Genomic DNA, 21,250 nt, shown 5'->3' on the forward strand with positions numbered 1-21,250 from the left:
GTGGTCTGCAAGGCGTTGTTGCTAGGGGAGCGGGGCAGCGGTAGGGAATGGCTCGGTCAGTTCGGCAAAGGCGTGTGCGCCCGGGCCGCTGAGCGTGGGGATGGGTACCGGTTCGCCAAGAGAATGGTCGTGAAGGTGCTGGCGCGCGGCGCGTGCAGAGGGATTAGGGCCGCGGCTTCCCGTTCATCCAATACACGGACCAGATGACGTCCTCGCGCGGCACACCCCAGTCGTGCACAGCTATGGCGCGTACTGCTTTGGCGAGGTCCCCTTCGCCGGATACCCATACCGAATCGGGTGCGGTATCCGGGGTGAAACGAGAGTCAAGGAGCTGTTTGGCACGCGCAATGTGGTCCTCGTGCGGAGCGGAAACCATAGTGAGCGAGCGAACCTTGCCGCTCCACGTTTCCTCAAATTCATCCTCAATTTCGTCGTCGCTTGCGACCAGAGCAACGACGTCGACGCCGTCCAAGGAGTCCGGTGAAAAAGCTTCGTAATGTTCCAGGATGTGCCACAGCGCCGGAAGAGCGGAGGCGTCCGCGAGCAACAGTTGTGACTTCCTAGGTTCCTGCCACCGTGCTTGCCCGGTATATATTCCAGCGCTATCCCCGGGTTGGGCGTTGAGGATCCAGTGTGAGCCGGGGCCATTGTCGCCATGGGTCACTACGTCGACATCGATGGTGCACGCTTCCTGGTTGAGCTTGCGAATTGTGTACCACCGCAGTGCTGGGCGAATCTTGGCGGGCAATCCCGTGACGGCGGCGCGAACATTGGAATTTTCAACCGGAAATGGCGAAAAATCCTGCCCATCTTGGGGCATGAGGAGCCCAAAGTATTCGTCAGGCCCGGCTAAGGGGTAGGAACCAAACGCTGGTGAGTGAAAAGTTAGTCGGTGTAGCCGTGGCTTGAGGCGAGTGTTCCCGGTGAGGGTGACGGGTAGTAGGCGGTGATATGTCAAGGGGAGTGATCCTAGGTAGGAGGGAGATTTGAAACCATCATAAAGCCTAAGTTAGGCTAGCCTCAAATAAATTAGGGGTTGCGTATGCTCACGTGCTCGTTCCCAGCGAAGGAAAGGTTTATCCCATGGTTGCCATCAACCGGCGCGCGAAAGCCGTGCTTGCGATTGTCTCGGCGGCAGCGATTGCTCTGACGGGCTGCTCACGCGGAAGCGGCGATGACAGCGCGGGCGTGGCCGGCGCAGACGAGCCCAGGGTTGCAAGCCTTGGGCTGGGAGATGCCGATACCGTGCTGGCACTCGGACTCACTCCCGTTGCTGTGGCGCCGTGGGGTGCGAAAGGGGATGGTGATCCCTCCGGAGTTGGCCCCTGGGCGAAGGAGCTTTTGGGAGACGCCCAGCCCGAGGTGATCTATAACACCGCTTCCGGCTTCACGGCCGAGGTTCTTGAGCAGGTCACTGCCTCGGACCCCACACAGATCATCGCCGTGAACCAGGCAGTGGACCAAAAAGCAAAGAAATCCCTCGAGGATATCGCCCCGCTGACCGTGAAGCCCGAAGGTTTCGAGGACTGGCAGGTGCCCTGGGAGGAGCAAGTTAAGACCATCGCCTCTGCCGTGGACAAGGAAGAGGAGGGGGAGAAGCTCATTGACCAAGCGGAGGACGCCTTCGCGCAGTTCAAGGACTCCCACCCGGAGCTGCAGGGCAAGCGAGCAGCCATCGTCATGCCTTATGACGGGAAGCTGGGTCTCTACACAGCAGAGGACGGCCGCGGCCAGTTCATCGAATCTCTCGGCTTTGACATTCCGCAGGAACTGCAGGGTGATGGCTCCAGCTTCTTCGTGGACTATGCACCGGAAAACTACTCCCAGCTCAACAACGTGGACTACCTGTTCGTCTTGGATTACAACGGCGCGACCGATGAACTGAAGAAGGACTCCACGTTCCAAGGCCTCGACGTGGTCAAGGATGGCCGTGTTCGCTACCTGGGCACGGACACCGGCAATGCGATGAGCATGCCGAACCCGCTGACGATTCCGTGGGCCGTCGACAAGTTCGAAGAGAAACTTTAAGTGCTCGCGCTACCGAGGAAGGCTGACGCTATCCACGGTGCTGCGGGCACACACCACGGCGACAAGGCAGCCACACTGGACTCGCGGGGGAGAAGCCGCGCACTGCTTACCACGGCACTCGTTGTAGCGACCCTTCTCCTTTTCCTGTGCTCGCTAGTAGTGGGGTCCAGGACTATCCCGTTGCCTGATCTGTTCTCTGCCCTCCTTCACAGGGGCGAAGCAGATATTGAGAACATCGTGTGGGATCTGCGCATCCCCCGTACGTTCTTGGCCTACTTCGCGGGAGCGGCCATCGCGGTATCGGGTGTAATCGCCCAGTCCTGGACTAGAAATCCCCTGGCTGATCCGGGCTTTATCGGTATCACTGCGGGAGCCTCGTTCCTTGTCGCCCTCGGGACAACACTAGGAATCGCCACCTCAACTGGGATGCGGACAGCGCTCGCCCTCATAGGCGCCGGTATGGCCACAGCAGTGGTACTGGGTGTGTCCCGCAGGTTTCAGGATCCTTTGACGCTGGTCCTAGTCGGCGCAGGTGTTGCTGCTGCCTTGAGCTCTAGCGCCATGTTGCTCGGCCTGTACTCCACGAATGTCCTCGATAGCATGCGCCGGTGGACCATCGGCTCCACGTTTGGACGCGGCCCAGAAGATGTCGCCATCGCAGGTGCCGGATTGCTCATCGGACTTACTGTCGCCGCACGAGTGGCACGCCCGCTCGACCTTTTGGCAATGGGGGAGGAATCCTCGGTCGCACTAGGTGGCTCACCCATGCTGACGCGGCGCGGTGCGGCCTTGAGCATCGTTATCTTAGCGGGATGCGCTACTGCGGCGACGGGGCCCATTGCCTTTGTCGGATTTGCCATCCCGCATCTGCTGCGCCGGTTCACGGGGCCAGAAGTTACCGCGATGATCGCTCCGGCCGCATTACTTGGTGGTTGCTCCGTACTCGCTGCGGATATTCTCGGACGCCTCATCGCAGGCCCATCAGAGTTGGAAATGTCCATCGTCTTGGCCTTTGTGGGCGCGCCATTCCTCATCTGGGCCGTACACCGCGGGGAGCGCACGCTATGAGTGGGTTGCAGAAAGGGGACGTCGTCAAGCATCTGCGTTCCCACGAGCGGCAGCGTCGGACATGGATATGGGGAGCTACCTGTTTCTTTGTCCTAGTCGCGGCAAGCTCCTATGTCCTCCTGCTGGGACAGGGGCCTGTGGCCTTGAGCCCGGGGCGGGTCCTGGAGATCCTCAACGGCGGGGGAAGCCGTAGCGAAATCCGCGTTGTCTGGGACCTGCGCATGCCCGTAGCACTAGCGACCCTCATCGTGGGTGCCGCGCTCGGTTTGGCTGGTTCGTGGACGCAGTCGATGTCGCGCAATCCGCTGGCTTCGCCGGACATCCTGGGCGTGACTGGTGGCGCGTCTGTCATGGTGGTTCTCGGGACGGTATTCTCCCGGCCTGTGCTTGTCGAAGGGCTCTCGATGTTCTGGTGGCGGGCGGGACTCGCGCTACTGGGTGCCGTGCTAGCGGCCATTCTGCTGGTGGTGCTTGGGGGAATTGGCACGAGCAATCGCATCGTCATCGTCGGCATCGCGCTCTCACTTCTATTCCAAGCGCTGGTGGCGTATCTCTTGCGCGCAGCTGAGCTCCTCCGCGCGGCGCAATCGCAGCTGTGGCTGGCGGGAACCACGGGCTTCGTGCGGATGGAGGTCATTGTTCCACTGCTCGTGGGGTTAACACCTTTCGTCATCCTCGGCCTGTGGTGTGCTCGGGAGCTGCCGCTTCTTGCGCATGATGATCTCTCGGCCCTTTCCCTCGGGGTCAACATCACGCGAACACGCACGCTCCTGCTGGTGGCAGCTACGGGCATCTGCGCGGTGACTGTATCCGTGGCCGGTCCCATTGGTTTCATCGCGCTACTGGCCCCTCATCTTGGTCGCATTGCGGCCCGGACGCCCTCGCCTGTGCCGGTGGTGTCGTGTGCTGCTGGCGCCGCCTTGCTGAGCGCGTGTGCTGTCATTGCTGGAGCGTTGCCAATGGACGCTCCAGTGGGCGCCGTTACTTCCATTATCGGAGGGTGCGCCCTGGTCATTGCGGTGTGGAATGCCGCCCGGCGGAGAGGATAAAAGCTTATGAAAGACAGAGGAATTACGGCCACTGGTATTCATGCTGGCTATAAGGATGGGGAAGACATTCTGTCGGGCGTTGACTTGGTGGCCCGCCCGGGCGAAATCACTACGCTCATTGGGCCGAATGGTTGCGGCAAGTCCACGTTGCTGAAGACCTTGTCTAAAATTCTTCGCCCGCGCCAGGGGAGCGTGCACATCGGCGAATTGGACGTGCACGCCATGAGCCCGAAGGAAGCAGCTGCCCACGTGGCACTGCTTCCGCAGCAGCCGACGGCGCCGGACGGGCTACGGGTAGGCGAGCTCGTCGCTCGTGGCCGATACCCGCACCTGGGCCGTGGCCGGGGACTGTCTACGAAAGACCGCGACATCATTGCGCAGGCCTGCGTGGAGACTGGCATTACGGACTTCATCGACCGTGACATCGCCGCACTCTCGGGTGGCCAACGCCAGCGGGTGTGGCTCGCGCTTGCTTTGGCGCAGGATACGCCTGTGCTGCTTCTCGACGAACCCACAACTTTCCTCGATCCAGCCCACGCCATTAGCGTTCTGGAACTTGTGCGCAGACAAGCCGATGTGGGGAAGACCGTTGTCGTCGTGCTGCACGACCTGATGTTGGCTGGGCAGTACTCCGACACCATGGTGGTCATGAACAATGGCGAGGTCATCGCGCGGGGCACTCCCCGCCAGGCATTGACGAAAGATGTGCTGGCAGCTGCCTATGGCATCGACGTTGAAATCTGGGATGACCCGCGAAGCGACGCCCCCGTCATCGTTCCGCGTGGGGTGCTCGGCACGTCAGCATCCCCATAAAGAAACCCAAGTAAAAAGCCCTCAGGGGAGCGATTTGGAGTTTCAGCAGGTCGGGTTGTAAAGTACCTAGCGAAGTTTGAACGGCCCGATGAGGCCGAGTCAAAGTTCACCGAAGACCGTCGGTCATCCTTTTAAAGGATCGAAGGTCCCTCATTCTAGAGGGCGGCCCACGCAGGAGACACTTTGCGAATTACCGCGGATTTCCGCGCGCGCCCTGTGCTCTTGCACGGGGCTTTTGTTATTTCGGTTGTCGTTAACGACAACCGAGGTGGGAAAGGTCCCGGCGGAAAACACAAGAGATGTTTCGAAAGGAGGCGAAGTAGAAGATGGCAAACCCGAAGAACACCGCAGACCTCGCGGCACTGAAGGAGAAGCTCGATGGTGCTAACTCCATCGTGCTCACCGAGTACCGTGGCCTGACCGTGGGTCAGCTCCAGGAGCTGCGTAACAACCTCGGCTTTGACGTTGAGTACTCCGTCGCCAAGAACACCCTTTTCAAGATCGCTGCCAACGAAGCTGGCATCGAGGGTCTTGACGAGCACCTGACTGGCCCGACCGCTATCGCGTTCATCAAGGGCGAGGCAGTGGATGCTGCGAAGGTCATCACCAAGTTCGCTGATGACAACAAGGCACTCGTTATCAAGGGTGGCTACATGGACGGCAACGCTCTGTCTGCCGACCAGGTTGAGGCCATCGCCAAGCTGGACAACCGCGAGACCACCCTCGCAAAGCTGGCTGGCGCCATGAAGGGTTCTATGGCAAAGGCTGCCGCCGTATTCAACGCTCCTGCAACCAAGATGGTCCGCACCGCTGCGGCCCTGCAGGACAAGAAGGCTGCGGAAGCTTAAGACGCCGATTAAAGGCGCACAATTACACACACAAATTCATCTGGCTGCCTAAGGCGGCCAGGAAAACTGAGAAAGGATGCCAATCATGGCTAAGCTCACCAAGGACGAGCTCATTGAAGCTTTCAAGGAAATGACCCTCATCGAGCTCTCCGAGTTCGTCAAGGAGTTCGAGGAGGTCTTCGACGTGGAGGCCGCCGCTCCGGTTGCTGCTGTTGCTGCTGGTGCCCCGGCTGCCGGCGGTGCCGCTGAGGAAGAGAAGACCGAGTTCGACGTCGTTCTGACCGACGCTGGCGCTAAGAAGATCGGCGTTATTAAGGCTGTCCGCGAGCTCGTCTCCGGCCTGGGCCTGAAGGAAGCTAAGGAAATGGTTGAGGGTGCTCCGAAGGCCATCCTCGAGGGCGCTTCCAAGGACGACGCTGAGGCCGCTAAGGCTAAGCTCGAGGAGGCTGGCGCTTCCGTCGAGCTCAAGTAATTCACCTGAGTTACTTCAGCTTTTCCGCGCAGCACATTCGCTGCGCACCAACAACCCCGACCGCTCTGCGCGGTGCGGGGTTGTTCCCGTTTTGAGGGCCGAAGTGTTATGTATTGACACTAGTGTCAGGAAAGGACACTATTAGGGTCGCGCAATTTCGGAGTAGGAGTTTGGAACGGCGGGCTCAATTCGCAGTGGCGCATCATGTTCCAGTGGACACCCGAAGGAGCTGTTGACGTTGACTTTATCGACTACCACTGACGCGCAAACTCATGTTGATGTTGTTCCCGTTCCCCATCCTGGGGAAATTCTTCTTCTAGAATTCCTTAACCCGTGCGGTATTACCCAGTATCGACTGGCCAACGACATTGGCACTACTCGTTCCCAAATTTCCAAAATCACGCGCGGCGCGCTCGGTATCAGTGCTGATATGGCTTTGCGTTTGTCGGCCTATTTTGGGAATTCCGCGGAGTTCTGGTTCGGACTCCAAGAGGAATACGATCTGTGGAAAGCTCGCCAGACCACCGATGTCAGCACCATCGTTCCGTGGAATCACAAAGAAGACGCTGACTCGCGTTCGAGGTAGGGGCCGCCCCTCGCAGCAGCCCCATAAATCTGAAACGCACCATCCGGGAAAATGTGTTTTGAGCAAGCGAATCGGTAGGATAAGCCACCATGCTGCCCAAGTCCCGCATCTTTTCCGTCCTCCTGCTCGGCCTCGGCGTTGCGCTGATTGCCGCCGGCCTGGCGGCGTCGAGCTTTTTGAGCTTTAGCCCGCGCCTTCCGCTGGACATTAAGGGCACCACGTGGACGCTGCAGGATGACAACGCTTCGGCCCAGCAGCTGTCTGCCGACGGCACCACGCAGTACGAAGGTCCGATGACCTATCAGCTCAACCTGGACGTCCAGGACCCGACGGACAAGGACACCGCGACGCTGCGGGTGGGGGAGTCCGCCATTCGCGGGGGTACCGGCAACGTAGAGGACTTAAGCTTTGCGCGCGTGTGGACCTACCCGGTCGATCGCTTAAGCGGTGAGGCCACCGGCCCGGCCGCCTTGTCCCACACGTTGGGTTCGCCCACGGCCGAGGTGCCGGTGGAGGGCTACTGGATGAAGTTCCCTGCTGAGGCCGAGCAGACCACCTATCCGGTCTTTGACCCGGTGCTGCGTAAGGCCGCGGATGCTGTCTTCGAGGAGTCCCTCGACATCGACGGGCGCACGGTCTACCGTTACCACCAGGAGATTGAGCCCACGAACGTGGCCACGCTGTACGCGGGAGGGACCACGACCACGTTGGAGAACGAGGACGGCTCGACTGAGCAGGGCTACCTCTACCACGGCGCCAGCCGGGACCTGTACGTGGACCAGGTCACCGGGCTCGTGGTGGGCATGGAGGTCGATATCCGGGACTACTGGGGCGACCGCGCGGGCGCCGAGCGTGAGGTGCAGTTCGCGTTTGCTGGCGCTACCGACGAGGAATCCCGCGCGGAACTCCTCCAGCAGGCAGAGCGCTTCCCGCGCAGCGCGGTGGGGCAGTGGCTGCGCTGGGGGGGCATCGGTCTCGGTGCGGTGTTGGCTCTGGTGGGGCTGCTGGGTGCTTTCCGACGACCCACGGCTCGCCACTCCGACTAGACTCCCCCAGCTAGCCTCCCGGGCGCTGCTCGCGTGGGAGCGACACGCCATAAAGGCGTTTGCTCTTTACAAGCTGGCCTTTATGCTATAGGCTATTTCGTTGCGCTGGAATCTGGATCTTCGGTGCGCATTTAGCCTTTCGAGCGGTGATGGCAAAACCGGCTTGACAAGGTGATTTTGTGCATTCTGAACCCAGTCGTTCCACAGCAGACCGAATGCTAAATTTACCAGCGGTTTTGCGCTTCGTCGGCCAGGGCGAGGTGGCAATCCGCGAGAGGTACTGGAAGGACCCATCTTGGCAGTCTCCCGCCAGACCAAGTCAGTGGCCAACATCCCTGGAGCCCCGAAGCGATACTCCTTCGCTAAGATCAGCGAGCCCATCGCTGTCCCGGGCCTCCTTGATCTACAACTCGACTCCTACGCGTGGCTCATCGGCACCCCCGAGTGGCGCGAACGCGAGCAGGCAGAGCGCGGCGATGACGCACGCGTGACGAGCGGCCTTGAGGATATCCTCGAGGAGCTTTCTCCGATCCAGGACTACTCGGGCAACATGTCCCTGTCCCTGTCGGAGCCTCGCTTCGAGCCGGTGAAGAACACCGTGGACGAGTGCAAAGAGAAGGACATCAACTACTCGGCGCCACTGTACGTCACCGCAGAATTCATTAACAACGACACCCAGGAGATTAAGTCCCAGACCGTCTTCATCGGCGATTTCCCGATGATGACCGATAAGGGCACCTTCATCGTCAACGGCACTGAGCGCGTTATCGTCTCGCAGCTCGTGCGTTCCCCGGGTGTGTACTTCGATCAGACCATCGATAAGTCCACCGAGCGCCCGCTGCACTCCGTGAAGGTCATTCCTTCCCGCGGTGCGTGGCTCGAGTTTGACGTCGACAAGCGCGACACCGTCGGCGTCCGTATCGACCGTAAGCGTCGCCAGCCGGTGACGGTGCTGCTCAAGGCTCTGGGCTGGAGCGAGGAGCAGATTAAGGAGCGCTTCGGCTTCTCCGAGCTCATGATGTCCACCCTGGAGTCCGACGGCGTGTCCAACACCGACGAGGCTCTGCTGGAGATTTACCGTAAGCAGCGCCCGGGCGAGCAGCCCACGCGTGACCTTGCGCAGGCTCTGCTGGATAACTCCTTCTTCCGCGCCAAGCGCTACGACCTGGCCAAGGTGGGCCGCTACAAGGTCAACCGCAAGCTGGGACTGGGCGGCGACCACGACGGTCTCATGACCCTGACCGAGGAAGACATTGCTGTCACCCTCGAATACCTGGTGCGCCTGCATGCCGGCGAGCGTGAGATGAAGGCTCCGAACGGCGAGACCATCGCCATCCACACCGACGACATTGACCACTTTGGTAACCGTCGTCTGCGTACCGTGGGCGAGCTAATCCAGAACCAGGTCCGCGTCGGCCTGTCCCGCATGGAGCGCGTCGTCCGCGAGCGCATGACCACCCAGGACGCGGAGTCGATCACCCCGACCTCCCTGATTAACGTCCGCCCGGTTTCCGCTGCCATCCGCGAGTTCTTCGGTACCTCCCAGCTCTCGCAGTTCATGGACCAGAACAACTCCCTGTCCGGCCTGACCCACAAGCGCCGCCTGTCCGCGCTGGGCCCGGGCGGTCTGTCCCGTGAGCGCGCCGGCATTGAGGTGCGAGACGTGCACGCTTCGCACTACGGCCGCATGTGCCCGATTGAGACCCCCGAGGGTCCGAACATTGGTCTGATCGGCTCGCTGGCGTCCTACGCCCGCGTCAACGCCTTCGGCTTCATCGAGACCCCGTACCGCAAGGTCGTGGACGGCAAGGTCACCGACCAGGTGGAGTACCTGACCGCCGATGAAGAGGATCGCTTCGCCATTGCCCAGGCGGAGGTTGAGAAGGATGCCGATGGCACCCTGACCGGCGACCGTATTGAGGTCCGCCTCAAGGACGGCGACATCGGCGTGACCGACGCTTCCGGCGTGGACTACGTCGACGTGTCCCCGCGCCAGATGGTGTCTGTGGCAACCGCCATGATTCCGTTCCTCGAGCACGACGATGCTAACCGTGCCCTCATGGGCGCGAACATGCAGCGTCAGGCCGTGCCGCTGGTGCGTTCCGAGGCCCCGTACGTGGGCACCGGCATGGAGCAGCGCGCTGCGTACGACGCCGGCGACCTCATCATCACCCCGAAGGCGGGTGTGGTGGAGAACGTCACCGCAGACCTCATCACCATTATGGATGACGAGGGTCAGCGCGATACCTACATGCTGCGCAAGTTCGAGCGCACCAACCAGAACACCAACTACAACCAGACCCCGCTGGTGTCCCTGGGTGAGCGTGTGGAGGCAGGCCAGGTGCTTGCCGACGGCCCCGGTACCCACAACGGTGAAATGTCCCTCGGCCGCAACCTGCTGGTTGCCTTTATGCCGTGGGAAGGCCACAACTACGAGGACGCCATCATCCTCAACCAGCGCATCGTGGAGGAGGACATCCTCACCTCGATCCACATCGAGGAGCACGAGATCGATGCGCGCGATACCAAGCTGGGCCCGGAGGAGATCACCCGCGAGATCCCGAACGTCTCCGACGACGTCCTGCGTGACCTCGACGAGCGCGGCATCGTCCGCATCGGTGCTGACGTTCGCGCCGGCGACATTCTGGTGGGTAAGGTCACCCCGAAGGGTGAGACCGAGCTGACCCCGGAGGAGCGCCTGCTGCGCGCCATCTTCGGCGAGAAGGCCCGCGAGGTGCGCGATACCTCCATGAAGGTCCCGCACGGTGAGACCGGTAAGGTCATCGGCGTCTCCCGCTTCTCCCGCGAGGACGACGACGACCTGGCCCCGGGCGTCAACGAGATGATCCGCGTCTACGTGGCTCAGAAGCGCAAGATCCAGGACGGCGATAAGCTGGCCGGCCGCCACGGTAACAAGGGTGTTGTGGGCAAGATCCTGCCGCCGGAGGACATGCCGTTCATGGAGGATGGCACCCCGGTGGACATCATCCTCAACACCCACGGTGTGCCGCGTCGTATGAACATCGGTCAGGTCCTCGAGGTCCACCTGGGCTGGCTCGCACACGCCGGCTGGAAGATCGACACCGAGGATCCGGCCAACGCCGACCTGCTGAAGAAGCTGCCGGAAGAGCTGTACGACGTCCCGCCGGAGTCCCTCACCGCGACCCCGGTCTTCGACGGTGCCACCAACGAGGAAATCTCCCGCCTGCTGGCCTCCTCCAAGCCGAACCGCGACGGTGACGTCATGGTGGATGAGCACGGTAAGGCCCGCCTCTTCGATGGCCGCTCCGGCGAGCCGTACATGTACCCGGTCTCCGTGGGCTACATGTACATGCTCAAGCTGCACCACCTGGTGGACGAGAAGATTCACGCCCGCTCCACTGGTCCGTACTCCATGATTACCCAGCAGCCGCTGGGTGGTAAGGCACAGTTCGGTGGCCAGCGCTTCGGCGAGATGGAGGTGTGGGCAATGCAGGCATACGGCGCTGCCTACACCCTGCAGGAGCTTCTGACCATCAAGTCCGATGACGTCGTCGGCCGTGTCAAGGTCTACGAGGCAATCGTCAAGGGCGATAACATCCCGGATCCGGGCATCCCGGAGTCCTTCAAGGTCCTCCTCAAGGAGCTGCAGTCCCTGTGCCTCAACGTGGAGGTTCTCTCCACCGACGGCACGCCGATGGAACTGTCCGGCTCCGACGATGACGACATGGATGGAGCACCGTCCCTGGGCATTAACCTGTCCCGCGACGAGCGCTCCGACGCTGACATCGCCTAAGAGCTGCCTCATAGCTGCCTAGTTGCTTGGTCCGCCTCCGTAAACGGGGCGGGCATAAAGAATTATTTAACTCATAACAAGCCATCAACTTCCCCCGCCACGGGGGATGAAAGGGAGACATTACGTGTTTGACGTAAATCTCTTCGACGAGCTCCGTATCGGTCTGGCCACCGCCGACGACATTCGCCGCTGGTCCAAGGGCGAGGTCAAGAAGCCTGAGACCATTAACTACCGAACCCTCAAGCCGGAGAAGGACGGCCTCTTCTGCGAGCGCATCTTCGGCCCCACCCGCGACTGGGAGTGCTCCTGCGGTAAGTACAAGCGTGTCCGCTACAAGGGCATCATCTGTGAGCGCTGTGGCGTCGAGGTGACCAAGTCCAAGGTGCGTCGTGAGCGCATGGGCCACATCGAGTTGGCCGCTCCGGTCACCCACATCTGGTACTTCAAGGGCGTTCCTTCCCGCCTGGGCTACCTGCTGGACCTGGCTCCGAAGGACCTTGAGCGCATCATCTACTTCGCGGCCAACATCATCACCTCCGTGGACGAGGAAGCTCGCCACAACGACCAGCCCACCCTGGAAGCTGAAATGCTGCTGGAGAAGAAGGACGTGGAGGATGACGTCGAGTCCGAGATCGCTGAGCGCGCTGCCAAGCTCGAGCAGGATCTGGCCGAGCTGGAGGTCGCCGGTGCCAAGGCCGACGCGCGCCGCAAGGTCCAGAACGCTGCCGACAAGGAGATGCAGCACATCCGCGAGCGCGGCGAGCGCGAGGTTGCTCGCCTCGACGAAATCTGGAACACCTTCATCAAGCTGGCTCCGAAGCAGATGATCATCGACGAGACCATCTACGAGGAGCTCGTTGACCGCTACGAGGATTACTTCACCGGCGGCATGGGCGCTGAGGCCATCCAGACCCTGATCCGTAACTTCGACCTCGAGGCCGAGGCTGAGGTTCTCAAGGAGATCATCAACAACGGCAAGGGCCAGAAGAAGATGCGTGCCCTGAAGCGCCTCAAGGTCGTCGCGGCCTTCCTGCGCTCGGGCAACGACCCGGCCGGCATGGTGCTGGACGCCATCCCGGTGATCCCGCCGGAGCTGCGCCCGATGGTGCAGCTGGACGGTGGCCGCTTCGCTACCTCCGACCTCAACGACCTCTACCGTCGCGTGATCAACCGCAACAACCGCCTCAAGCGCATGATCGACCTCGGCGCCCCCGAGATCATCGTGAATAACGAGAAGCGCATGCTGCAGGAGTCCGTGGACGCGCTCTTCGACAACGGCCGTCGCGGCCGTCCGGTCACCGGCCCGGGCAACCGCCCGCTGAAGTCCCTGTCTGACCTGCTCAAGGGTAAGCAGGGCCGCTTCCGCCAGAACCTGCTGGGTAAGCGCGTGGACTACTCCGGCCGTTCCGTGATTATCGTCGGCCCGCAGCTCAAGCTGCACGAGTGTGGTTTGCCGAAGCTCATGGCTCTGGAGCTGTTCAAGCCCTTCGTCATGAAGCGTCTGGTGGAAAACGACTACGCGCAGAACATCAAGTCCGCCAAGCGCATGGTGGAGCGCCAGCGCCCCGAGGTGTGGGACGTGCTGGAAGAGGCCATTTCTGAGCACCCGGTCATGCTGAACCGTGCGCCGACCCTGCACCGCCTGGGTATTCAGGCCTTCGAGCCGAAGCTGGTGGAGGGTAAGGCCATCCAGCTGCATCCGCTGGCCTGTGAGGCCTTCAACGCCGACTTCGACGGCGACCAGATGGCAGTCCACCTGCCGCTGTCCGCCGAGGCACAGGCAGAGGCCCGCGTGCTCATGCTGGCTTCCAACAACATCCTGTCCCCGGCATCCGGTAAGCCGCTGGCTATGCCGCGTCTGGATATGGTTACCGGCCTGTACTACCTCACCATGGATAAGGGTGAGGACGAGATCGGTGGCGCGGGTCGCTACCGCGAGGCCACCGAGGATCAGCCGGCACAGGGCGTGTACTCCTCCTACGCGGAGGCCATCATGGCCCGTGACCGTGGCGTGCTGGGCCTGCAGGCCCCGATCAAGGTGCGCATCTCGCACCTGCGTCCGCCGGCAGACATCGAGGCCGAGCACTTCCCGGACGGCTGGCAGAAGGGCCAGGCCTGGATGGCAGAGACCACCCTGGGCCGCATCATGTTCAACGACCTGCTGCCGTGGAACTACCCGTACCTCGAGGGCGTCATGGTCCGTAAGGGCGGCGCCGGCAACAAGATGCTGCTCGGTGACGTCATCAATGACCTAGCCGCGAAGTACCCGATGATCACCGTTGCCCAGGTGCTGGACAAGATGAAGGACGCTGGCTTCTACTGGGCCACCCGTTCCGGCGTGACCATCACCATGGATGACGTTCTGGTCCTCCCGAACAAGCACGAGGTGCTCGAGTCCTACGAGAAGGAAGCAGAGCGCATCGAGCGTAAGTACTGGGAGCAGGGCGCTCTGACTGAGCGCGAGCGTTACGACCGCCTGGTGGAGCTGTGGAAGGACGCAACGGACACGGTGGGTAAGGCCGTCGAGGACATGTACCCCGATGACAACCCGATTCCGATGATCGTGAAGTCCGGTGCTGCCGGTAACATGCGTCAGATCTGGACCCTGGCCGGCATGAAGGGCATGGTTGTGAACTCCAAGGGTGACTACATCACCCGTCCGATTAAGACCTCCTTCCGTGAAGGCCTGTCGGTTCTGGAGTACTTCAACAACTCGCACGGTTCCCGTAAGGGGCTGGCGGATACCGCTCTGCGTACCGCCGATTCCGGCTACCTCACCCGTCGTCTGGTGGACGTGGCGCAGGACGTCATCGTCCGCGAAGAGGACTGCGGCACCCGCCAGGGCGTGCGCGTCCCGCTGGGCGTCGAGGTGGCTCCGGGCTCCTACGACCTGCACGAGCTGTGGGAGACCTCCGCATCTGGCCGCGTCGTGGCTAGCGACGTCAAGGATGAGAACGGCGAGGTCATCGCTGAGGCCGGTTCCGACCTCACCGAGGAGCTCAGCCGCAAGATCGTCAACGCTGGCGTGCTGGAGATCAAGGTCCGCTCCGTGCTGACCTGCCAGACCCCGTCCGGCGTGTGCGCGAAGTGCTACGGCAAGTCCATGGCCTCCGGCCAGCTGGTCGATATCGGCGAGGCCGTCGGCATCGTGGCTGCCCAGTCCATTGGTGAGCCGGGTACCCAGCTGACCATGCGTACGTTCCACCAGGGCGGTGTCGGTGGCGATATTACCGGTGGTCTGCCGCGTGTTCAGGAGCTCTTCGAGGCCCGTAACCCGAAGAACCGCGCTCCGATCGCCTCCGTTGACGGCACCGTGTCCCTGTCCGATGAGGGCAACTTCTGGACCCTGACCATCACCCCGGATGACGGTTCCGACAACGTGGTCTACGAGAAGCTGTCGAAGCGCCAGGGCCTGGCTCAGGTTCGTCGCCCGATGGAGTCCAACCCGGATGCCATGATTGAGCGCTCCCTGCGCGACGGTGACCACGTCACCACCGGTGACCGCCTCATGCGTGGCGCGGCTGATCCGCACGACGTGCTCGAGGTCCTCGGCCGCCGCGGCGTGGAGAAGCACCTCATCGACGAGGTTCAGGCTGTCTACCGCGCACAGGGTGTGGCCATCCACGACAAGCACATCGAGATCATCATCCGCCAGATGCTGCGCCGCGGTACCGTCATCGACGCCGGTACCACGGACCTGCTGCCGGGTAACCTCATTGACCTCTCTGAGGCCAAGCAGGTCAACGCGGCACAGGTTGCGGAGGGCGGCCAGCCGGCTCAGCTCCGCAGCGAGATCATGGGTATTACCAAGGCCTCCCTGGCTACGGAGTCCTGGCTGTCTGCGGCCTCCTTCCAGGAGACCACGCGTGTGCTTACCGACGCCGCCATTAACAAGCGCTCGGACCAGCTCATCGGCCTGAAGGAGAACGTCATCATCGGTAAGCTGATTCCGGCCGGTACGGGTATTTCCCGTTACCGCAACATCAGCGTCAAGCCGACTGAGGCTGCACGCAACGCCGCGTACTCCATCCCCACCTACGGTGATTCCATCTACGGCGACGACGGTTTCGGTGAGTTCACCGGCGCCTCCGTGCCGCTGGAGGAGGACTACACCTTCTAAGGCCACCGGCTAGGCGCACGCACGCCGTGCGCTGTAGTCTTGAACCCCCGCTTTACCCTTCCTGGGTGAGCGGGGGTTCTTCTTTTGAGCTCGGATTCACCGGTGCCATAGACCCGTCGATGGCTTGGGTACTTGCAGTGGTGCTAGTCGGACCGTGTGTTAACCTTCCGCCAGCTCGACGTGTTAGGGGAACTCGTCGCGGCTATTTTCGAGCAGAATTCTGTGAGGGTCATGGTGGCTGCCTACCTAAGGGACAGCGTCGTGCGCCACATTGCGTAGGTCAGAAAACGCGGTGGGGTGCACTTGCGCGGCTAGCGGGAGACACAGTGCTTGTCGACGTCTTCTCCCGCCCCTACGATTCCGATGACATCACCAACGCCGCTCAATATAAGAGGGAACAAAGTGGGACACGGCAAAAGAGTCCGCAAAACCTCAGGTAAACTTTGGGTGTGATACTAGTAACCTTTTAATGTTTCTGGCGTTTCACTGGGTGGAATTTGGGGGTAAATATAAGTAATTGACCACTTGATATACGGAAGTATTAATGTATAGTGAGCTCACCTTAAGTTATGTGCAAAAAGTTAAATGAATGTACACGTTGTGCACATGGCGTAATCTCAGTAAGATTTCAGCTTGAGTCCAGTCGAATACGTGGACATCCCGAATAATCCAGGGCTGTCAGTGGCTGCTCTGGACCGTTCTCTAAATTCCCTAAGGAAAGGACTTCTTCATGAAGGTGAAGAACTTCAACGGCACTGTACGCCGTCGTGGAACCACGATTGCTGCTGCCGCGCTCTCTGTTTCTTTGATTGCACCGTTCGTGCACCCGATTGCTGCTCCGCAGACTGCTGCGGTTGCTCAGGCTCAGGATGCTTCTGCCTCGGAAACCGCAGGGGATGCAAAAATCATCGACGCAGATGCTATTGCAAGCGGTCAGGTGACTAGGGCCTCTAACCTTACTGACTCCCTGGGGGTTGGTAAGAATGTCGTGTCCGGTCGAGCTCAGATTATTAACCCGGTTCAGGCCGCACAGCTGACTTCTACGTGGGATGGCTTCCAGCCGGTTCCTGGAAATCAGAAGGTATATCTTCAGTGGATTGACGCGAATGGCGCCGTCTCGCCGGTTTACTCCGCTGTCACGCATGACCTGAAGGGTGCTGGTGAGGGCGTCTATGCCTTTGAGCTTCCTACGTGGACGGATGGTGCTGGTAAGGAGCACAAGTTTGTTGCTGCGGCTTCTCAGCGCTACCGCATTTGGGGCGAAGATTTTGTGAACCCTGAAACCGGTAATGAACTTCGTCAGCTGCGTAGTGCGCCTGGTTACACTCCGTTCACTTACGGAAGGGGTTCGGGTGAGGGCCTCGGAGACTTCCCGGGTAGTGCAGGCACCGCTTCGAACACTGCAAAGACGGGTATTTGGTTCTACGAAGCGCCGAATGACTATGTGAAGTCTGACAACTTGGTCGAAACCACGGAAGACGAGTTCGTCGCTCCGGCAATCGTTTCCCCTGGTAAAATCTCCGGCCAGGTTTGGCTTGAGACGGACCGAAACCTTGAAAATCAGCTTCTGTCCGGTGCAACCAAGAATGCGAAGGATCCGGTTGCTTCGGGCTCGACCGTTTGGGCCTCTGTGCTGAGCGACGCTGGAATTCAGCGAAATAATGAGATTTGGAGCCTCCCGGCTGAGCAGCGCGCATCTGCTACCAAGGAGATGCTGCAGGATAAGAACAATCTTGCAAAGACGGGCTACGCGGTTGTTAACGAGGATGGTAAGTACACCATCGACCTCGGTGAGGACTACGATCCTGACAACCTCTACATGTGGGTGACTGATGCAAACGGCGACGTTATCTCCACCTACTCGTCGTTTACTCAGCCTGTGTTTACGAACCCGCGCAAGAACTTGGCTTGGGCACCGACTTCTGACCCGCTCGTGTACAGGAACTACGCATACAACGTAAACTTCGCGGCTATTGCCCTCCGAGAAGCTTCTCTTGACATCACCAACTTCGACATGACTGATAAGCCGGCTGCCCCCGGTGCAACGGCCAAGCTTGAGCTGAGTGGTCGCCTCGGTGAGGTCGACAACGTTATCGAGTGGAGGAACTCCAAGGGTGACGCCTTGAAGTCCTGCGATGTAGCCTCCGTGTCCGAACCGGGCGACTGTGCAACGTTTGAAGTTCCTTCCGACGCGAAGGACGGCGAGGTATTCCACGCAGTTCTGATTTCCAATGGAAACGAGGCGTCAGCAGACTCGTTTATCGTGTCTCTGAAGACCTCTGTTGATGATTCTGGCGTGAAGCCGGTTGAGCCGACTGCTGATGAGCAGGATTCTGGCATCAAGGTTTCTAACCGTGATGATGACACGAAGGTGTCTGCTAAGGATGAGGACGGTAAGGACGTTCCGGCCAAGATTGATGACAACGGCAATGTTGTTGTTACTCCGGGTGAGGATGTTGATGGTCCGATTACCGTGACTGTTGAGGATCCGGATCTTGATGGTGGTAAGGCCGTGGTTGAGGTTCCGGTTAATGGTCACAAGAAGGGCCAGGACGACAACAACTCGGATAAGGCTCCGGCTACCTCTGTTGATGATTCCGGTGTGAAGCCGGTTGAGCCGACTGCTGATGAGCAGGATTCTGGCATCAAGGTTTCTAACCGTGATGATGACACGAAGGTGTCTGCTAAGGATGAGGACGGTAAGGACGTTCCGGCCAAGATTGATGACAACGGCAATGTTGTTGTTACTCCGGGTGAGGATGTTGATGGTCCGATTACCGTGACTGTTGAGGATCCGGATCTTGATGGTGGTAAGGCCGTGGTTGAGGTTCCGGTTAATGGTCACAAGAAGGGCCAGGACGACAACAACTCGGATAAGGCTCCGGCTACCTCTGTTGATGATTCCGGTGTGAAGCCGGTTGAGCCGACTGCTGATGAGCAGGATTCTGGCATCAAGGTTTCTAACCGTGATGATGACACGAAGGTGTCTGCTAAGGATGAGGACGGTAAGGACGTTCCGGCCAAGATTGATGACAACGGCAATGTTGTTGTTACTCCGGGTGAGGATGTTGATGGTCCGATTACCGTGACTGTTGAGGATCCGGATCTTGATGGTGGTAAGGCCGTGGTTGAGGTTCCGGTTAATGGTCACAAGAAGGGCCAGGACGACAACAACTCGGATAAGACCGAAGAGCCGGGTACCAACCCGACCACTCCGGAAGGCCCGAAGGATACCGATGGTGACGGCATCCCGGATTCTGAGGACACCGACGATGACAACGATGGTGTCAACGATAAGGATGAAGAGGCTGCTGGCCTGGATCCGAAGAACCCGGATTCTGATGGTGACGGCACGAAGGACGGCGACGAGGACGCCGATGGCGATGGCAAGACCAACGCTGAGGAGTCTGACGCTGATTCCGACAAGATCACCGATAAGGACGGCGATAAGAAGGCCGACCTGATTGATGAGGACAACGAGGATGGTCCGACCGGTGACAAGGACGGCGACGGCATCGAGAACAAGGATGATGCTGATGCTGACGGCGACGGTGTCAACAACGATGACGAGAAGGAAATCGGCACTGACCCGCTGAAGACCGACTCTGATGGTGATGGCAAGTCTGACGGTGAAGAGGACTACGACAAGGACGGTAAGTCCAACGCTGAGGAGTCCGATGTTCCGGAAGATGGTCGCGCTGACGACACCGACAACGACGGCCTGGGTAACCCGGGCGTAACCGACAAGGGTGTCAATGGTAATGGCGAGGGGCCGAACGGCACCCCGGATATCCGTGAGACTGACACCGAAGAAGTTGCGCCGAAGGATACTGACGGTGACGGCATCCCGGATTCCGAGGACACCGACGATGACAATGACGGTGTCAACGATAAGGATGAAGAGGCTGCTGGCCTGGATCCGAAGAACCCGGATTCTGATGGTGACGGCACCAAGGACGGCGAGGAAGACAACGATGGCGATGGCAAGACCAACGCTGAGGAGTCTGACGCTGATTCTGACAAGATCACCGATAAGGACGGCAACGGTGTTGCTGACCTGACGGAGAAGGACACCGACGGCGACGGCATCCCGGATTCCGAGGACACCGACATTGATGGCGATGGCGTCAACAATGAGGATGAGAAGGCTGCTGGCCTGAATCCGGAGAAGAAGGATTCCGACGGCAACGGTGTTGAGGACGGTCAGGAGGACTCCGACGATGACGGCATCAAGAATGCTGACGAGTCGGATGAGAACTCCAAGACCATCACCGACAAGAACGACAACGGTGTTGCTGACCTGACGGAGAAGCCGGATGACGCTGCCGAGAAGCCGTCCATCGACGCTGGTTCCACCACCGACAAGGTTGTTGCTGACGGTGAGTCCCACGAGCTGGATGACACGGTCAAGAACCCGACCGAGGGCATGACTGGTGAGGTCATCGGTGAGAACGGCAAGGCTATCGACGGTGCCGAGGTCACTGTTGACCCGGAGACCGGCGAGATTTCTGTGACCGTCCCGGAGGGCACCAAGGCCCAGAACGCCACCGTTGAGGTCAAGGACAAGGACGGCAAAAAGGTCGGTGACATCGACATCGAGATCACCGAGCCGAAGGACAACACCGGCACCGGCGCCGCCGCTGGTGACGACGAGGGTGACGAGAGCCTGTCCTCCAAGATTGGTGAGCGTTGCTTGGCTACCGGCCTGGGCGCTGGTATCCCGCTGCTGTTCCTCATCCCGGTTGGTCTGGCTTCCCAGCTCAACATTCCGGGTCTGAAGGAGTTCGTGGCACCGATTGATGCACAGATTCAGGCGCTGAACACCCAGCTGCAGAAGCAGGCTGGCATCTTCCAGGGCCCGCTGGCTGGTCAGGCTGCTGCGTTCGACACTCAGCTCAAGCGCTTCGGTCTGAACGCTAGCTCCATCGCCCTGATTGCTGCTGGTGCGCTGGCTATCGGCCTCATCGCTGATGCCTGCACCCCGGGTGCTGGTTCTTCGGATGGTTCCTCTGAGGGTTCTTCCAAGTAAGAGGAGCAACAGGCTGCGCCACCTGTGATGGCGCCGCCGTTCGGGAAGGGCGTTATCTTCCCGCTCCTTAAAGTCGAAGGGATTTCCAGTAGTTCCGCAGTCACGGCGTTGCTGTGGCGGCGGGGGCTGCACACTATGGCCTTTAACTACTGCCTCTCACTGTTTGAGTAGGGACGGTTCGCGTAGGGGAAGAGCATATGCTACTTTCCTAACGCGTAACCGTTCTGTTATCCTCTCGAAGAATAATTTGCATAGAGTTAATTCTGCTGAAATACAGTAACGATATTTCAATACAGACTTGGGGCTTTCGAGAAGCTTTTCCTTTCCTTAAGCACTACACGAGAGTTCCCTTGGTGGCCGGCGCACTTAGAACCGGTCTCAGAGTGCCCCGTCGCGTAGGTCAGAGGACGCGACGG

12 protein-coding genes are annotated in these 21,250 nt (G+C 60.2%); 11 read left to right on the plus strand and 1 reads right to left on the minus strand.

The window, feature by feature from the left end; genetic code table 11:
- Nucleotides 1-163 precede the first annotated feature (163 nt).
- Nucleotides 164-958, minus strand: a complete 795-nt coding sequence (locus ACKFR8_RS10770; RefSeq protein WP_306508296.1) for a siderophore-interacting protein — start codon at nt 956-958, stop codon at nt 164-166.
- A 125-nt stretch (nt 959-1,083) separates the two neighbouring features.
- Between ACKFR8_RS10770 and ACKFR8_RS10775 the strand changes: the two genes are divergently transcribed.
- The 11 genes from ACKFR8_RS10775 (at nt 1,084) to ACKFR8_RS10825 (ending at nt 20,834) form a co-directional block, all read left to right on the plus strand.
- The gene (locus ACKFR8_RS10775; protein WP_408930041.1) at nt 1,084-2,028 is read left to right on the plus strand and encodes an ABC transporter substrate-binding protein; all 945 of its coding nucleotides are present in this window, start codon (nt 1,084-1,086) and stop codon (nt 2,026-2,028) included.
- Nucleotides 2,029-3,096, plus strand: a complete 1,068-nt coding sequence (locus tag ACKFR8_RS10780) for a FecCD family ABC transporter permease (protein WP_306508294.1) — start codon at nt 2,029-2,031, stop codon at nt 3,094-3,096.
- Nucleotides 3,093-4,145, plus strand: coding sequence for a FecCD family ABC transporter permease (locus ACKFR8_RS10785; RefSeq protein WP_408930042.1), 1,053 nt, complete (start codon nt 3,093-3,095; stop codon nt 4,143-4,145). The genes ACKFR8_RS10780 and ACKFR8_RS10785 overlap by 4 nt, the downstream gene beginning before the upstream one ends.
- Nucleotides 4,146-4,151: 6 nt before the next feature.
- Nucleotides 4,152-4,958 (plus strand): ABC transporter ATP-binding protein, encoded by an 807-nt coding sequence (locus tag ACKFR8_RS10790; protein WP_408930043.1) that lies wholly within the window; start codon nt 4,152-4,154, stop codon nt 4,956-4,958.
- A gap of 326 nt (nt 4,959-5,284) precedes the next feature.
- Nucleotides 5,285-5,806, plus strand: coding sequence for a 50S ribosomal protein L10 (gene rplJ / locus ACKFR8_RS10795; RefSeq protein ID WP_408930044.1), 522 nt, complete (start codon nt 5,285-5,287; stop codon nt 5,804-5,806).
- An 85-nt stretch (nt 5,807-5,891) separates the two neighbouring features.
- Nucleotides 5,892-6,278, plus strand: coding sequence for a 50S ribosomal protein L7/L12 (gene rplL, locus ACKFR8_RS10800; protein WP_408930045.1), 387 nt, complete (start codon nt 5,892-5,894; stop codon nt 6,276-6,278).
- Between the two features lie 238 nt (nt 6,279-6,516).
- A complete protein-coding gene (locus tag ACKFR8_RS10805; RefSeq protein ID WP_366780818.1) occupies nt 6,517-6,864 on the plus strand; it encodes a HigA family addiction module antitoxin in 348 nt (115 codons plus the stop codon).
- Between the two features lie 89 nt (nt 6,865-6,953).
- Entirely contained in the window at nt 6,954-7,910 is a 957-nt protein-coding gene (locus tag ACKFR8_RS10810; RefSeq protein ID WP_408930046.1) for a DUF3068 domain-containing protein, read from the plus strand.
- Between the two features lie 295 nt (nt 7,911-8,205).
- Nucleotides 8,206-11,685 (plus strand): DNA-directed RNA polymerase subunit beta, encoded by a 3,480-nt coding sequence (locus ACKFR8_RS10815; RefSeq protein ID WP_408930047.1) that lies wholly within the window; start codon nt 8,206-8,208, stop codon nt 11,683-11,685.
- A gap of 124 nt (nt 11,686-11,809) precedes the next feature.
- On the plus strand, nt 11,810-15,805 hold the full coding sequence (locus ACKFR8_RS10820) for a DNA-directed RNA polymerase subunit beta' (RefSeq protein ID WP_408930048.1): 3,996 nt from the start codon (nt 11,810-11,812) through the stop codon (nt 15,803-15,805).
- Nucleotides 15,806-16,535: 730 nt separating this feature from the next.
- The gene (locus tag ACKFR8_RS10825; protein ID WP_408930049.1) at nt 16,536-20,834 is read left to right on the plus strand and encodes a hypothetical protein; all 4,299 of its coding nucleotides are present in this window, start codon (nt 16,536-16,538) and stop codon (nt 20,832-20,834) included.
- The last annotated feature ends 416 nt before the right edge of the window (nt 20,835-21,250 follow it).

This window comes from Corynebacterium axilliensis (genome assembly GCF_046097495.1).
Taxonomy (GTDB): domain Bacteria; phylum Actinomycetota; class Actinomycetes; order Mycobacteriales; family Mycobacteriaceae; genus Corynebacterium.

Bases quoted from the DNA above. Each gene is read 5' to 3' on its own strand.
- ACKFR8_RS10775 (WP_408930041.1), top strand. From the start codon at position 1,084: ATGGTTGCCATCAACCGGCGCGCGAAAGCCGTGCTTGCGATTGTCTCG.
- rplL (WP_408930045.1), top strand. From the start codon at position 5,892: ATGGCTAAGCTCACCAAGGACGAGCTCATTGAAGCTTTCAAGGAAATG.
- ACKFR8_RS10790 (WP_408930043.1), top strand. From the start codon at position 4,152: ATGAAAGACAGAGGAATTACGGCCACTGGTATTCATGCTGGCTATAAG.
- rplJ (WP_408930044.1), top strand. From the start codon at position 5,285: ATGGCAAACCCGAAGAACACCGCAGACCTCGCGGCACTGAAGGAGAAG.
- ACKFR8_RS10825 (WP_408930049.1), top strand. From the start codon at position 16,536: ATGAAGGTGAAGAACTTCAACGGCACTGTACGCCGTCGTGGAACCACG.
- ACKFR8_RS10785 (WP_408930042.1), top strand. From the start codon at position 3,093: ATGAGTGGGTTGCAGAAAGGGGACGTCGTCAAGCATCTGCGTTCCCAC.
- ACKFR8_RS10810 (WP_408930046.1), top strand. From the start codon at position 6,954: ATGCTGCCCAAGTCCCGCATCTTTTCCGTCCTCCTGCTCGGCCTCGGC.